The organism is Microcoleus sp. Pol12A5, from assembly GCF_036701435.1.
Taxonomy (GTDB): Bacteria; Cyanobacteriota; Cyanobacteriia; order Cyanobacteriales; family Microcoleaceae; genus Microcoleus.
In genome coordinates, this window is the sequence record NZ_JAUBQU010000070.1 from 19,862 (window position 1) to 35,212 (window position 15,351).

General features: G+C 47.0%; 8 protein-coding genes and 1 pseudogene. 3 read left to right on the top strand and 6 right to left on the bottom strand.

Going from position 1 to position 15,351, the window contains the following annotated elements:
* Nucleotides 1-316 precede the first annotated feature (316 nt).
* Nucleotides 317-2,431 (top strand): bifunctional arginine dihydrolase/ornithine cyclodeaminase, encoded by a 2,115-nt coding sequence (gene argZ / locus QUA45_RS18445; RefSeq protein WP_333096236.1) that lies wholly within the window; start codon nucleotides 317-319, stop codon nucleotides 2,429-2,431.
* 132 nt (nucleotides 2,432-2,563) lie between these two features.
* Nucleotides 2,564-3,072, top strand: a pseudogene (locus QUA45_RS18450) (DUF29 family protein).
* Between the two features lie 418 nt (nucleotides 3,073-3,490).
* Here QUA45_RS18450 and QUA45_RS18455 read toward each other — a convergent pair.
* The 5 genes from QUA45_RS18455 to QUA45_RS18475 all read right to left on the bottom strand — a co-directional run bounded on the left by QUA45_RS18455 (nucleotide 3,491) and on the right by QUA45_RS18475 (nucleotide 11,815).
* Nucleotides 3,491-4,636 carry a citrate synthase gene (locus tag QUA45_RS18455; RefSeq protein WP_333096234.1) on the bottom strand — a complete coding sequence of 382 codons (1,146 nt, stop codon included), beginning with the start codon at nucleotides 4,634-4,636 and terminating at the stop codon, nucleotides 3,491-3,493.
* 234 nt (nucleotides 4,637-4,870) lie between these two features.
* Nucleotides 4,871-5,365 (bottom strand): phosphohistidine phosphatase SixA, encoded by a 495-nt coding sequence (gene sixA, locus QUA45_RS18460; protein ID WP_333221780.1) that lies wholly within the window; start codon nucleotides 5,363-5,365, stop codon nucleotides 4,871-4,873.
* A 67-nt stretch (nucleotides 5,366-5,432) separates the two neighbouring features.
* Nucleotides 5,433-9,071, bottom strand: coding sequence for a diguanylate cyclase domain-containing protein (locus tag QUA45_RS18465; protein WP_333221781.1), 3,639 nt, complete (start codon nucleotides 9,069-9,071; stop codon nucleotides 5,433-5,435).
* Nucleotides 9,072-9,796: 725 nt separating this feature from the next.
* Nucleotides 9,797-11,071, bottom strand: a complete 1,275-nt coding sequence (locus QUA45_RS18470) for a bifunctional oligoribonuclease/PAP phosphatase NrnA (protein ID WP_333221782.1) — start codon at nucleotides 11,069-11,071, stop codon at nucleotides 9,797-9,799.
* A gap of 246 nt (nucleotides 11,072-11,317) precedes the next feature.
* Nucleotides 11,318-11,815, bottom strand: a complete 498-nt coding sequence (locus QUA45_RS18475) for an HNH endonuclease (protein ID WP_333096229.1) — start codon at nucleotides 11,813-11,815, stop codon at nucleotides 11,318-11,320.
* 344 nt (nucleotides 11,816-12,159) lie between these two features.
* Here QUA45_RS18475 and QUA45_RS18480 point away from each other — a divergent pair, with 344 nt between their 5' ends.
* Entirely contained in the window at nucleotides 12,160-12,624 is a 465-nt protein-coding gene (locus tag QUA45_RS18480; protein WP_333071047.1) for a COP23 domain-containing protein, read from the top strand.
* 33 nt (nucleotides 12,625-12,657) lie between these two features.
* Here QUA45_RS18480 and QUA45_RS18485 read toward each other — a convergent pair.
* Nucleotides 12,658-15,351: AAA-like domain-containing protein (locus tag QUA45_RS18485; RefSeq protein ID WP_333221783.1), on the bottom strand; the 2,694-nt coding region annotated here is incomplete at its 5' end.

The following is a 15,351-nucleotide window of genomic DNA, read 5'->3' on the forward strand; positions in this document are numbered from 1 at the left end:
ATATCAGCCAGAGAAAAGCGTAAACCCGCCCCGATCGTCAGATTTGGGACAATTCAACGGATATCCTATTAATGATCTATCAAAACCTCTTATAGTGTGTGTAATAACCAGACATTTTCTCCAGTATTTCACGAGTATTTCATAAGAACGGTTTGTGATTTAGTTTAATCTAATCCTAAGCGTGATATAATTAAGAGTTGGCCTTATGAGGCCCAGACGTTGCGATGCTAAAATTAGTAGTGAATATTACAGTTGCTATTATACAAACTCTGTCAACATACGTCTGCTGTAGCGTCTACCACATTTTAACTGAATTATGACTGACTCAATTCGCTTCCTCATGTGTGCTCCTGACCACTACGATGTGGATTACGTGATTAATCCGTGGATGGAGGGCAACGTACACAAATCATCGCGCGATCGCGCCGTCGAACAGTGGGAAAAACTCTACCACGTCCTCAAAGAAAACGCTGTGGTAGACCTCGTACCGCCCGCAAAAGGCTGGCCCGATATGGTTTTTACCGCCAACGCAGGCTTACTTTTAGGCAATACCTTCGTCCTCAGCCGTTTCTATCACAAAGAACGCCAAGGCGAAGAGCCCTATTTCAAAGCATGGTTTGAAAGCAAAGGTTTCACCGTGCACGAACTGCCGAAAGACTTGCCGTTTGAGGGTGCTGGTGATGCTTTGCTCGATCGCGAAGGACGCTGGTTGTGGGCCGGATACGGCTTCCGTTCCGAACTAGACTCGCACCCGTTACTAGCAAAATGGCTCAACATAGAAGTGCTCTCGCTGCGTTTAGTTGACGAACGTTTCTATCACCTAGACACCTGTTTTTGTCCCCTGACAGGCGGCTATTTGCTCTACTATCCAGCAGCATTTGACTCGTACTCCAACCGCTTAATTGAAATGCGAGTGGCGCCGGAAAAACGCATTGCCATTGAAGAAGCAGATGCCGCTAATTTTGCCTGCAATGCCGTCAATATTGACAAAGTTGTGGTAATGAATAAAGTTAGCGAAGCTTTGAAAACGCGCATCACTAATGCTGGTTTTAAAGTAATTGAAACGCCGATGACCGAATTTCTGAAAGCGGGGGGCGCCTGTAAGTGTTTGACGCTGCGGGTAACGGAACCGGTGCAAGAAGAGCGATCGGCAAACGTGATGGTAGAAAGCCGCACAATTCGCATGGAAGGTCACTTGCTCGATGCTGGTTTAATCAGCCGCGCTTTAGATTTAATTATCGAAAACGGCGGCAGTTTCCAAGTCCTCAATTTCAATTTAGGAGAGCAGCGGCAAAGCACATCCAGTGCAGACGTTAAAGTTTCGGCTCCTTCCCACGATGTGATGGAAGAAATCATGGGACTTCTAATTGACTTGGGTGCAGTGCCCCCGCCGCAAGAGATTTGCGACGCTATTTTAGAACCGGTAGTGCAAGATGGCGTCGGCCCGGACGACTTTTATGTGAGTACGATTTATCCCACAGAAGTGCGGGTAAATAACCAGTGGGTGAAAGTGCAAAATCAGCGCATGGACGGTGCAGTTGCTATTACTGAAACTGTCGATGGTCCAGTCGCTAAATGCAAATTACTGCGAGATTTAAAAGTAGGAGAAAAAGTCGTTGTAGATGTAGTGGGTATTCGCACCATCCGTAAAACCGAATCGCGGGAACAGCGCAATTCTCAAGAATTCAGTTTTATGTCTGGCAGCGTTTCTAGCGAGCGCCGCGTAGAATTGGTGGTGGAACAAGTAGCGTGGGAATTGCGCCAAATTCGAGATCGAGGTGGCAAAGTGGTAGTTACGGCGGGGCCTGTTGTTATCCACACTGGTGGTGGCGAACATTTAGCGCATTTGATTCGCGAAGGTTACGTACAAGCGCTGTTAGGCGGAAATGCGATCGCGGTTCACGACATGGAACAATCGAGCATGGGAACCTCTTTAGGGGTTGACATGAAACGCGGTGTGGCTGTGCGCGGCGGACACCGCCATCACTTGAAAATAATTAACAGTGTGCGACGTTACGGGAGTATTGCAAAAGCTGTGGAAGCCGGGCTGGTTACTAACGGTGTCATGTACGAATGCGTGAAGCATAATATCCCGTTTTCCCTAGCAGGTTCTATCCGGGATGACGGCCCGCTTCCTGACACGCAAATGGATTTAGTTAAGGCTCAAGAAGAATATACTGAGCTGTTACGAGGTGCGGATATGGTGTTAATGCTGTCGTCTATGCTGCACTCAATTGGTGTGGGAAATATGACGCCGGCGGGTGTGAAGATGGTCTGTGTGGACATTAATCCGGCGGTGGTGACGAAATTGAGCGATCGGGGTTCGATCGAGTCTATTGGAGTTGTTACCGATGTGGGATTGTTCCTGAGTTTGTTGGTGAATCAATTGGATAAATTGACCAGTCGCCATCATGTAACTCAATCTGTTTAGATGTAGCGCGAAATCGGCGGTTGAAACCGCGTTTGTACAAACGAAGTCCGCCTTTGCGGACTGAAGAATAAAGCGCGTAGGGTGCGCACCGCGCACCTTACGAAATCGTTATAAATATTGAGGGCAAAAGCAATGGTACAGGAATTAATAGACCTGAAAAATTGTATTTTGGAAGGCAGGAATGAAGATGCTCTAGCAATTGTCGATGAGTTAGAGGGCATGAGCAAACAAGCAACTCTGCGGAATATTGTTTTTTTTTACTGATTCTGCTAATCCACCTAATTAAAAACCAAGTTGAACAGCGTTTGACAAATTCTTGGGCTGCTTCTATTGCTAATTCGGTCCGAGGTATTAAACAGCTCAATCTCAAAGATAATAAAACATCTTACTATATCAACTCGGCCGAGTGGGAATCTTTTATAGAAGATGAACTAGAAGCCGCAATTCGTGAGGCTAGCAGGGAAGTGTTGGAAGGAAAGTTAAGCCGCGCTCAACTCAATCACAGAGTGGACAGAGAGCAAATTATGGCGATCGCAACAGGGCTACTGTCCCTGACATACACTTATTCTCGAGGTGAATTCGAGGATGCGATCGACGAATATTTGTCGCATTTACCTGGGGGTGAAAATTGGAATGTATAGAGTCAAAAATAGAAAAATTCATTGCTGTATAATACTGAGGGTAATAAACGATGTGTGCAATCGCACCTATCGAAAGCTATTCGTAAATCAGAGCCTGGCTGGGGCGGGTTGACTGCCTCGAACTGGCTTTTTTACCGATTTGGTCAATTCGCCCCTATATCCGCTGCAGCGCCTGATATTCCAATAAAAAACCTCAGACCCGCAAGTCTGAGGACCGGAGTTCCTGAAAATCGTCACTTCTTACTATTGTCGCCAACACACAGCACAACATACAAGAGGGGTTCAACCCAGCACGGCAACTTTTGGCAGACAGAAATTGCTTCCTGACTCGCAACGCGAAAGCAATTTTTACTTCAACATTTCACGAAAGCAAAAAAATTCTTCTCGTCATTTTCAGCTCTGGGTTGATAATTTTGCTTTAGGAAGGGAGCCTATCCTCGATCGCAATATAAGGAGCACCGTGAGTCCCCGTATATATTTGAGTCGGGCGGTAAATGCGGTTTGCCTCTAGCTGTTCCTTCCAGTGGGCCAACCAGCCGGCAACGCGGGCGATCGCAAATACGGGCGTAAACAAGTCTGTAGGAATTCCCATTTTGCGGTAAACCAAACCCGAATAGAAATCTACATTTGCATAAATTCCCTTGTGAGCTAGTTTTTCCTCAACCACTTCTTCTAACTTGACAGCAATGTCGTAATAATTATCGCGGCCGAAGTTGTCAAACAACTGTTCTGCTAACCCTTGGAGAATAGTTGCTCTCGGATCTTTCACCTTGTACACGCGGTGGCCGAACCCCATGATTTTCTCCTTGTTTTCAACGCACTTCTCGACAAAAGGCCGCACATTTTCTACCGAACCAATTTGCTGCAACATATCAATCACTTCTTCATTAGCTCCCCCGTGTAGTGGCCCCGCCAAAGTGCCAACTGCCGAAGCAATCACCCCGTAAGGATCTGTCAGCGTCGAAGCTGTTACCATTGCCGAAAATGTAGAGGCATTAATTGTATGTTCGGCGTGGAGAGTCAAGCAAACGTCAAAAATATTAGCCAACAGTGGATCTGGTTCTCGCTCGTTGAGCATATACAGAAAGTTAGCCGAGTAGTTCAAGTCATCCCTCGGCCGTACTGGGTCATCACCCCGCCGCATTTGCTGGAACGCCGCCACCATAGTCGGAATTTTCGCTAGCAGCCGCACGACAGCTTCTCGAATGTATCCCTGGTTGGGGAGAGCTCTGCGGGAGTAGAATAAGCCCAGAGCGGCCGCTGAAGCTTGCAGGGCGTCCATGGGATGTCCTCTTTCAGGAAAGCATTTCATCATGTCCCGGATGCGATATTTGATCCGGCGGTGATAGCGAATTTCATGCTCGAAAGCTTCGAGTTCTTCCTTTGTCGGAAGTACCCCCCAGATTAATAAATATGAAGTTTCGAGAAAGGAACTTTTCAGTGCCAGTTCCTCGATGCTAATCCCGCGATATTCCAGCAACCCTTTTTGTCCATCGACGTAGCTAATGCTGGACAAGGTGGCGGGAACACCTTCTAAACCTGGTTTGAATTCGCCGACGACCATTGCGATACCGTTTTGTGTGAGTTCAATACTACTAAAAGTACATTACCAGAAACCAAGATAGTGTCACAGTCTTGACAAATAATCATTTAATCGGGGTTCAGAAACCGGGTTTTTCAACAGATAGCCCGATCGCACCCCTGCGTATTTTCGCGGGTTTTTCCCGTTTTCCACGTCCCAGAATGCAGTTTTAAGAGGGCTGGCGGGTCCTGTTAATGTCGGGGCAGTTCCCTGTTTCTAGTGCAGCAAAAACTTGGGCGCAGTTAGCCAAAACATTTGGCTGCGGCCCACTGGGGAGCCGGTCTCCGGGAGGATTAAGCCGATGATACCTGCTTTTTTGAGAATCAGGGCATCTTGCGATCGAGCCCACAGCAAAGTTTCGGCCCAGTGGCTTAAGTCTGGTTGGTGGCCCACTAGGGCCAAGCTGCGGCTACCTATTTCCTGCCAATGTTTGTACCACTCCAGCCAGTTCCCGATGTCTCCTGAAGGTGCGAGAGTGGCGGATTCTTCTATTTGGGAACTCAAACCGACTGTTTGCAGGATTTGGGCGGTTTGCTGGGCCCGCAGTAGGGGACTGGTGAGAATCAGGTCAAACTGAATTTCGAGTTCGTACAGCCGCTGGGCAATTTTCCTGGTTTTACGATCGCCCTCTTTAGTCAGCGGGCGTTCTGAGTCTGTATCATATTCTTCTGGTGCGGCTGCGATACCGTGCCGGATCAGGTAAATAACCATATATCAATACTTCCAGGCATTGGGTCCGGTTTTTCTAGGAGAAATCTAGGATATACCTACCTTTTGCCTATTCTACAACTGGATTAACCTCTGGCGCCGTCAGCGGGTTTGCGCTTTTGTAGCGATCGCGCCCTTGTCGTTTCGCATCATATAATGCTCGATCGGCGACGGCAACGAGTTCATCGGGTGATATTTCCGCAGTGGGAATCACAGTTGCAATTCCCATGCTCACAGTCACGATCGAGCTTACCTCAGATTGCTCGTGAGGGATTCCCAAATCTCGGATTGCCTGACGCATCGACTCAGCAACCGCGATCGCCCCTGCTGCATCCGTACTCGGCAGGATAGCAGCAAATTCTTCGCCCCCATACCGCACAAACAAATCGGTAGAACGTTTAACCGCGGCGGCACCAGCTTTCGCCACTTGCACCAAACAAGTATCCCCAGCTTGATGTCCGTAGCAATCGTTATATCGCTTGAAATAATCTACATCCAACATAATCAACGAAAGCTGTTGTTTTCCCTGCATCAGCCGATGCCATTCCGACTGCAATCGCTCATCAAAACAGCGGCGGTTTGCTACTTGTGTTAACCCATCTGTCGTAGCAATCAATCTTTCTTGTTCCGCCCGGTGTCTGAGCATCTCCTCGCCCCGCTTGTGTTCTGTAATATCAGCAAAAGTCGTCAATACTGCATAGGGTTTAGACTGATTGAGATGGAACAGCGGTTGAGAATTAATCGAAATCCAAGTCAGCGTTTTATCCGATTTGTGAATGCCCATCACCACATTCGATCGCCCTTGTCCCGTTCGCAGGGTGAGGATTGCCGGATGCTGTTGGCCCGGGAACGGTTGGCCATCCTCCCGAACGATTCGCCAGTCTAAATCTACGGATGTGCGCCCCATCATTTGCTCCGGGGTCAGCCCGAGAATTCTTTCGGCACTAGCATTACACGCAGTAATTTGTCCGTTTGCTAGCTGGAGTACGACACCTTCTGTCATGCTAGTAATCACAGAACGGTAGCGTTCCTCACTTTCCTGTAATTGACTCAGGAGAATGTTTTTGGCATCAAACTCTGAAGCCAGATGCAAGCTGCTTGCCAGAAACCCGGCCATCAGTTGTAAGGTCTGGATATCTGACTCTGTAAACGCAGATGGTTTAGCTGAAAGCACTTTTAAGACGCCAACCCGATCGTCCTGATAGAACAAGGGAACAACCACCATTGACCGCAGACCAATGCGCTCACAGGCAGCCCGATCCACCCGTGCATCGGTTTCTGAATCCTCGCAAAGCATGATTTGACCGGTCGCAATACATTTTCCCGATAAACTTGTCCCTACTTTGATCCGTAATCCAATATAGGCGCTGGCGATACCGCTGGCTGCCCGATACACCATTTCATCCCCTTCAACCATTTCAATCACTGCTCCATCGGCGCGGGTCAAATCTTGAGTCCTCTCTGCAATCACAGCCATGACTGCATCAAGATTGGGATTGCGGATGGCGATTTCCTGTTGGGTAGCTATCACTATACTCAGACGCTGGAACTCTAGTTGTAATGCTGCTTCTGCTTGCTTGCGATCGGTGATATCCTTCATAAAGCAGTGATGCCCGATCGATCGCTCCTGCGAGTCGTAGGCCGCCAACATCACCACCTGCTTGTAAAAGATCGAGCCATCTTTCCGGATACCCCGGGCCTCAACCTCCACTCGGCCCTCGGCTAGCATCTTTTGATAAGCGGCCATCATCCTGTCGCAGTCGTGGGGATGAACTGTTTTCTGCCAATTCATACCAACCATTTCTTCAGGCTGATAACCTGCTATATTCGCGTAGGCTTGATTAACGCTGATGTACCGTCCGAAAATATCCAGCCGCGAGATGCCCTCAACTGCATGAGCAAGAGCTCTACTCAATTCTCTGAGTTCTGTTTCCGCCTTGACGAGATCCGTAATGTCTTGGGATGTACCAAACAACCGAATGACTTGTCCCTCTGCATTGAGTTCGGCTTGTCCTCTGGCTTCAGTATGGCGGATAGAACCATTCGGGCGCACAATTCTGAGGCGCAATAGATAAGGCTGCCCATGAGTGAGCGCTCGTTGAACTACCAGGTGTAGCTGTTTGGCACTTTCGGGATGGTAAAGCCGCAGGTTTTCTTCATACGTAGGTTCGCCTAGGGCGCTGGGTCGTCCCACAATCTCGAAGAGTTCGGGAGACCAGGTAATTTTACCCGTAATTACGTCCCATTCCCAGTTACCGATCTGGGCAACCCGCTGGGCTTCTGACAACCGGGTTTCACTCTTTTGGAGGGCTGTTTCTGTCTGGTGGCGGTCGGTAACGTCCTTTTCGTTCACGAGCAACATCGGGTTGCCTGTTACCGGGTCGTCGGTACACCACACGTCCATCCTATGCCAGCGAATTCCCGTCAGAGTAATCACTTGAGCCTCGATGCTAAATACCTCACCGGACTTAAGAACTGCCATTGCTCGCTCTCCTACCTGAGAGTCAACAAAGCGGCTCACAAAAGCATTATCTGTCGCAGAGCCAGGGTGCAGCGCCTCCCCGTAACAGCGCAAGGCCGCCGGGTTTTGCAGCAGCGGCGCACCTTCGAGGGTATATAGCGAAACCATGAGCGTGGTGTGTCGGAGTGCCTCGATCGCTCGCAGGATTTCCGGCTCCATTCGATCGGCGCTTTCGACTGTACCCTCGACTAGCATTGCCAAACGCCCGCCCTCAATCCCGATCCCAGAACACCGACAGCGGACAGAAACAGGCTGACCGCCCGGGTAAAACGTCCACTGCTCGGACAAGGTTTTGCCTTGCTGAAACTGCTGCAGATATGTCTGCAAGCGAATCCCAGTAGACTCTGACACATCGCTAAAGTTGCGGCTCACAAGTTCTTGCCGGCTAGAAGCATTCCACAGGTACAAGGATGCTTGGTTTGCCCACCGCATTTGCAAATGCTGAATATCAAATATCCAGATCGGGTTTTGCAACAAGTCAAAAGCTTTGAGCTGGACAATATCGCCGCTCAGGGAATAGGCAAACTCTAGTGGTAGACAATTTTGATGATTGACTCTGGGCGCGCTTTCTGTACTGGGATCAGTTTGATTTGGTTCTGTTTCGAGTTCCGGCGGTTGATTTGGCCCCAGTACCGGGGGGTGAGATTCCAAGTGCCGCATCGTCAACCCGATGTGCATTCCAACCTGCTGCAGGATCTGAACCTCGATAGGTTCCCACTGACGCGGACTTCGGCAGTGATGAGCAATCAACAGTCCCCAAAGCTTCGGAGATTGCTGCGGTTTGCCATCTAGCAAGATTGGCGCAACTAAATTTGCCTGAACCTGGAGGCGATCGAGCAATTCGACATCACAAGCTTGAAGAGAACCGCTGTGAATATCAGAAATGCTGCTCGTTTGTCCCTGGCTGTAACGCTCTACCCAGGTGGATTCACAGCAAGGATCGTAAATTTGTTTTCCTAGGATTCGCGGCCACTGAGCATCAACCGATTCAGCAAATACTACGCCATTTCCTTTTGGTAAGAAGCGATAAATAATCACGCGATCGGTTTGCAGCAGCACCCTGGTTTCCTCTAGCGCACATTGCAAAATTGTCTCCAGCTCCCCGAACTCGTTGATTTGAAGTGCAATTTCTGAAACTTTTTCTAGAATTTTCTCTAACGACCAAGAGAAAGTCTGGTTTGTAGACATCTCCGCGTTCCTTTTTTGTTAACCAATTTTTTACTATTCTAGCCTGCCACAAAAAAATATAATAATTTCTTTTAACTCGTAGCAACAGGTTGCTTACTTAAGAAAAGAAACCCACATTTTATGTTGAAATAAAGACTTTTATGAAATGCTACAATTCCTTTTTAACTAGGTAACTTAGACCAAAAAATATTTTATCATTATCCCTCTATACTTTTTTGATCGTGCGGCACTTTTTTATAAAAAAATATTTGCCTAAACTTTCCTACATCAACTCTAAAAAAATGTTTTTTTTTTAAATTTAACTATCACAAAAATAAGCCTCGATAATTATTAAATTACAATAATTATATTGTGGACTTTAGTAAACTAAATAAAACTAATTTTTTCCCGCGCAACCTGGTTTTTTACCAAAATACTTAGTTGCCTCCCTTGACCATCGTAAAAAAAAACGGTTTCTTGGGTGTGTATTTTTGGAAAATAGGGATAAAATTTATTATTGTTAGTCCTAGACGGACCAACCGGGTTTTTTAACTCCCTTACTTCGCTCAAACACTCAATAAGACTTAAAAAACCCGGTTGATGAGAGTTAGAATGCGTCTAGGGCTGATTGTCAAATTGAGATTTTGCCCGACGAAATGAGAAAAAAACACAGCAAAAGCTCGTAGTAACCGGAGGCAGAACCGAGACTCTTGCTGGAATCAAGGCCGCACCTAAAAACTACCGAGTTAATGGTCGTAAACAGGATTGTCTTTAGGGCTAATTAAATGCAGCAACTTTTGCTTGATCTGATCGTCAAATACTTCCCATTTTAGCCTTGCATAATCGCTGTTCTCATTCCCGCCAGAAAGAAATCCCACCGGAATTTCAAAACCTCCAGCTTGACTTCGGCCACCCCCAAAAAAGCGTCCTTGAGCATCTTGACCGAAGGCTTCTTTAATGAATTCGTCGGGGTCGAGAGTAAGTTTATTAGTTCGCAGCGAGCCAATTACTACTTCAATTTCTTCGTCTTTGTCGTGAACAATTGCGTAGACAACGGCTGTGTGTACGTTCTCTTCTGTTACTAAAAAGTCTGCCGCTTGGGGAATAGAATCCCGATCGTCATAGCGGAGATAGCCGATGCCGGCGATCGAAAAATTGTTCTGGACTGTGCGGTGTTTGAGCGATCGCTCGATCGCGTCCATCACCCACTTAGAACGAGACGACTGCAACACCGCATTCAGCAACTGCGGGTCGTAAAACCTGCTCAAATAAGCCGCAGCTAAAAAGTCCTCCTCCTGAGCTTGTCTGAGGGCGTTCGTATCCGATCGCAAACCGTGCATCAAAGCTGTAGCGCACTTGATGTGCAGGCTGACGCTGCTGTCGAGAGCTAACAGTCCAGACTGTAAATACTCGGCAAAAATCGTGGCTGTAGCGCGGATTTGAGGGCGCAAATCGGTAAATTCTGCGTTCATTTCCCCCTGCAAATTGTGATGGTCGATGACGGCGGCGATCGGAACTCCCGCCGCTAAAATAAACTCGGTTAAGCTACAAGTCGTCCCTTGGTTGTCGATGAAAGCGCAACCCTGAAACACCGACAAATCCTTGGTTTTTACTGTTTCCAGCGTCCACCGCTGCAAGGGCAACCCTGTCAATTTAACTAAGGCAATATTTTCTTGGTGGCTGAGGGCGCCGGCGTAGATCATCTCGCATTGGATATCGTATTGTTCGGCGATTAATTTGTAAGTCCAAGCGCTTGAAAGTGCATCGGGGTCGGGAAAATCTTGCAGCAATATTAACTGGCGAGTGCCTTTGTGGCGATCGAACATTTGGCGCAATTGCTCGACTTTGCGATCGTGCAATTCCTCGCGGAGACGGCCGCGATTCTCTTGGGAAGCAACTTCGGCTTTGCTGCGCCGTTTTCCAGGCGCACTCACTGCGGGTACAACCTCGCTGCTGGCCTCAAGTTCACCTTCGCGGTTGCCAGATGTTTCATCGGAATTGGTAGGGGAATGGTCTTTCATAGTTAAAAATTAACAATTTAACTCTTTCAGGATTTGCACGGCATTCGCTCTTAAACCCGGTTTCTTTGTAGATGCCTTGTTGTCAAAGCCCATACTTCTTACGAGAAACCTGATTTAAGAGCGTAAATTCTCTCTTTAACTGTTTAACTTTTTAATTTATGCAGAGAGTGTGTGTTCCCAGGAACGAAGCAATCTCAGGACTCAGAACTTCCGCAAAAAACCCCCGCGCTTGCGCTGACAGGGGTTTTAAAGGCCTATTACATATTTTTGCCATTCTTTGTGCATACCGCTCTTAACGTGTTTAGTCACTTCAAAATAAAGACCGCTGTGAGGTTTCCGAGGCGGATAGCGCAGCGGCATTCCCGCTTCTTTCGGCGTGCGGCTGCCTTTATTGACATTGCAGCGCACGCAGGCGGTGACAAGGTTTTCCCAACTGTCCCCTCCTCCGCGCGATCGAGGAATTACATGATCGAGGGTTAAATCGTCCCCCGCATAACTGCAGTATTGACAAGAGTGTGCGTCCCGGTGCAAGATGTTCCGGCGGGTTAGCGGAATATCCTTATAGGGAACTCGGACGTAATGCCGCAGTCGGATCACAGTTGGTAGCGGGAAGTTTGGCGCAATAAATTTCCCGTTGTGTTCTACCTGTTCTGCTTTTCCTTTCAGCAACAAAACTACCGCCCTTCGCCAATTGGTGATGTTAAGGGGTTCGTAGGAGGCGTTCAGCACCAGAACATTGCCCATTGTTGATTATTAAAGAGAATATTTTTTTCGATGTTAACACAGGTTCCCCTTTAGGTGGGACGGCCTCAGAAAGAGCGAGGCTCAGCAAAAAACGGTGAAAAACCACTTCTTTACCCTATACCTTCGCGCCTGCGCCCCCTAGGGCTACATCTATTTTCTGCCTTTGGTGTTTGTCAGCAAGCATTTTTCCCTGAGTTTTGGCTTAAATGAGGCCAGTGTGTGCGATGGCAAAAATTTGCAGAATAAATTTTATTTTTTTCTCTAAATGCCTAATCTTCCCGGCAACAAACAGCTTAACTTTTTAGACTATTAGTAACCTTAAATGAAAAAGCTTATTACTGCTCATGAAATTTCGGCTCTTAAAGTCAGTTTTTAGCGCGTCAATTATTGCACTTGCTGCTCCGATTTTAGCAAACAGTCCAGCCTTTGCCCAAACGCCTTCATTCTTCTGCGGCGCTGCTGGCGGCCGTCCAGCTACAATTGCTGTCCAACAGGGCAAAAATATTCCCGTTATTTTGTGGCTAGCTGATAACTATTTCAATGAATCAGGAGAAGATGCGATTACTCGGTGTACCAGAGTCTCAGGAATTCTCAACAACTCGCAACCGCAAGGAAGCTGGGATAATATTGTCACAGCAGGTGCATCGTCCACCGGTCAACTAATTATTTGTGCAGCTAATCCTCAAGACGGTTCCTGTAGATTATTATATCAAGTACCCAAAGGTCAAAATCCAGAACAAGCCAGACAAGAACTCTTAAAAAGAGTTACAAATCCTAATGTAAGTGTTTCGCCTGTTAAAGTAAATTGATAGTCATCATTAGGGACATGGCATTGCCGTGTCCTACTTGCAGAGAGTTGAAACTCTTGTAAAATACTTCGGTTGAGTGGTGAAAAAATTGCAGCTTTGCTTGAGCAATTCTTCTAACCCTTCAACCTGCCTCAGCCAGACAGTGCCGTCGCTTCCAGCTACAGCAATTTGCTTTCCGTCTCGACTCCAACTGACACTAACAACATTCTCCTCAAACTCAAATTGAGCAACCTGCCGCCCCGCTAAATTCCACAGCCTTACAGTCTTGTCAATTCCCACTGTAGCCAACCGTTCTCCGTCGGGACTAAAACTAATTGATTTCGCATCTAAATGCAATGTTTGAAATTCCTTAACTAATTCTTTTTCTGACAAATTCCACAGCCCTACTTTGCCATTCAATGTTACTGTAGCAAAGCGATACTGGTGTGGAGCCGCAGTGAAACTGAGCCCAATTGCCTGAAAGGGAAGTGTTTTTTTCAGTTTTCCCGACAAATTCCAAATTCGCACTGTAGAGTTGCCATCTAAAGTCGTTATAAAATCTCCGTTTGGGCTAAAATTTACGCTTCTCACTAAGCCGTTGTGACCGGGGAGTTTCACGACGCTAGACGATATGGATTTTGGCTGTTTTGACAATTTCCAAATTGCAGCATTGCTGTCTATTCCAGCAGCAGCCAACAACAGTCCGTCGGGACTAAAACTGATGCTAGTAACTGAGCCTTGAATCCCTTTGAATGTAGAAATATTTTTTCCTGATAAATTCCATATTTTAACTGTGCTGTCCCTTCCTGCGGTTGCTAAAAATTTACCGTTAGGGCTAAAGTTTACCATATTAACTGACTGCTGCCCAGCTTTCCATTCAACAATTTTTTGCCCGGAAAAGTTCCAAATCCGAACGCTATCGTCTATTCCGGCGCTTACTAAAACTTGGTGAGTGGGGCTAAAATTGACGCTGGTAACTGCACCGATATGAGCTTGCCACTTCATCTTTATTTGTGGTGGAAGTGATGAGGTTTTTATTTGCTCTTCTTTTTCGCTAATCTTATCGAGGATTACTTGTAAGGCTAGCAGCGGTATAGTAGCCGGATATTGTTCTAGACGCGGTTGATTTTCAACTAAAGTTTTTAACTTTTTACCCGAGGCGATCGCCCTCAGTAAAGCTTCTGATAAAGCTTCTGTGCTTTCGGTTTTTTGAGATACCGCCAACAATAAAGCATCGCTGCCACTTTGTTCGATTTCAATACTGGCTTGTGCTAGTTTAAACCGCTGGTAAGCGAGAGTTGAAAAGCCGATCGCCGCCAGTAACGATGCGGCCAGTACCGCAGAACCGATGCCGATCCACTCTTTGGCTTTTTGTTTGGCAGAGTCAGCTTCACTCCAAGCTTTTTCGGCATCGTACACAGCTTTTTTGGTTTCTAGTGTAGCTGAATGCAGCAGTTGATTTTGGTCGCTCAAAATAACTTTCTGGCTGGCAGTCAAAAACTGAAAATCTTCGTTTCTCAAACTTTTTCCTGCCGCCCAAACTAATGCTGACTGCAAATCATCCCCTCGCAACAGTTGGGAATCATCTTCACAGCTAGAATTTAGCCAGAGTTTGATCGCTTCCGAGTAAGGCGAGAGTTTTTCTAATTTGTCTTTAATTAATTTTTTGTTAAAAACAGCTTCATAAATAGGATTAGAAATTGTTAATTTTTCCCCGTGCTTAACGATTAATCCGCTTAATCGCAACTCCATTTGTTCGGCACTACCATCCGGGACATTTTCAGTTTGTTCTAAAATTTGCTGATACAATCCCAGTCTCCTGACAATGCGCTGGTTTTCTTTGAAAAGCCGATCGCGAATTGTGGACAAATGTTCGGGCACATCTTGAGTTTCCCAATTCTCCACGATTTTCAAGCGCACTACCTTCTCCACCCACTCTTTAGAAGTGCTACTTTTATCTTTCTCCCCCCCTTGGCAAGGGGGGGCTGGGGGGGGTAAATTCGGGATTAATTGTGGATTTTCCAGCAGGAGTTTGCACAGCTTTTGAGTCAAAAAAGGCTGCCCGCCCGTCCAATACAAAACCTCTCTCAAAACTTCATGAGGGCTGTCTGTCAGCTCTGCCAACCCCGCTGCTAGCGGTTGAGCTTCTGTTTCGTCAAAACCAGTTAATTCGATCGCCTTGCCAATATTAAAAGGGGTGTTGCTGCTGGCATTTTGCTCGCGGCACAAATCCGTCGGCGATGCTACGCCTAAAAGGGCCCAAGTTAGGCGATCGAACTCTGAATTGTTGGCGCGCTTGTTGTAGCACGATCGAATTAAGGCTAAAAAATCGTCGGCGGGAAAATCTAGGGCGAGAATGCTGTCGATTTCGTCAATAAAAATGACAATATTGCTGGAAATGTTGGGTAACAGTACGGTTTCGATGAATTCGCTCAATCTTTGAACCGGGGTTAAAAAATTGCGATCGCGCCACCAAGTCCGCACGTTGACAATATCCGACAGGTTAAAGTTATTTTCGAGGATGCGTAGCAAACCAGCATACCACTGTTCGGGAGTGACGCCGCGGTTGCCAATTTCCGAAATGTCGATCGCAGCACAAGCAATTCCTTCATTTCTCAGCCGCTGAATTGTCCGCACCTGCAAGCTAGATTTGCCCATTTGCCGGGAATTCAAAACATAGCAAAATTCCCCGGCTTTTAATCCGTTATAAAGGTCATCGTCGGCTTGCCGCTTCACATAATTGGGAGC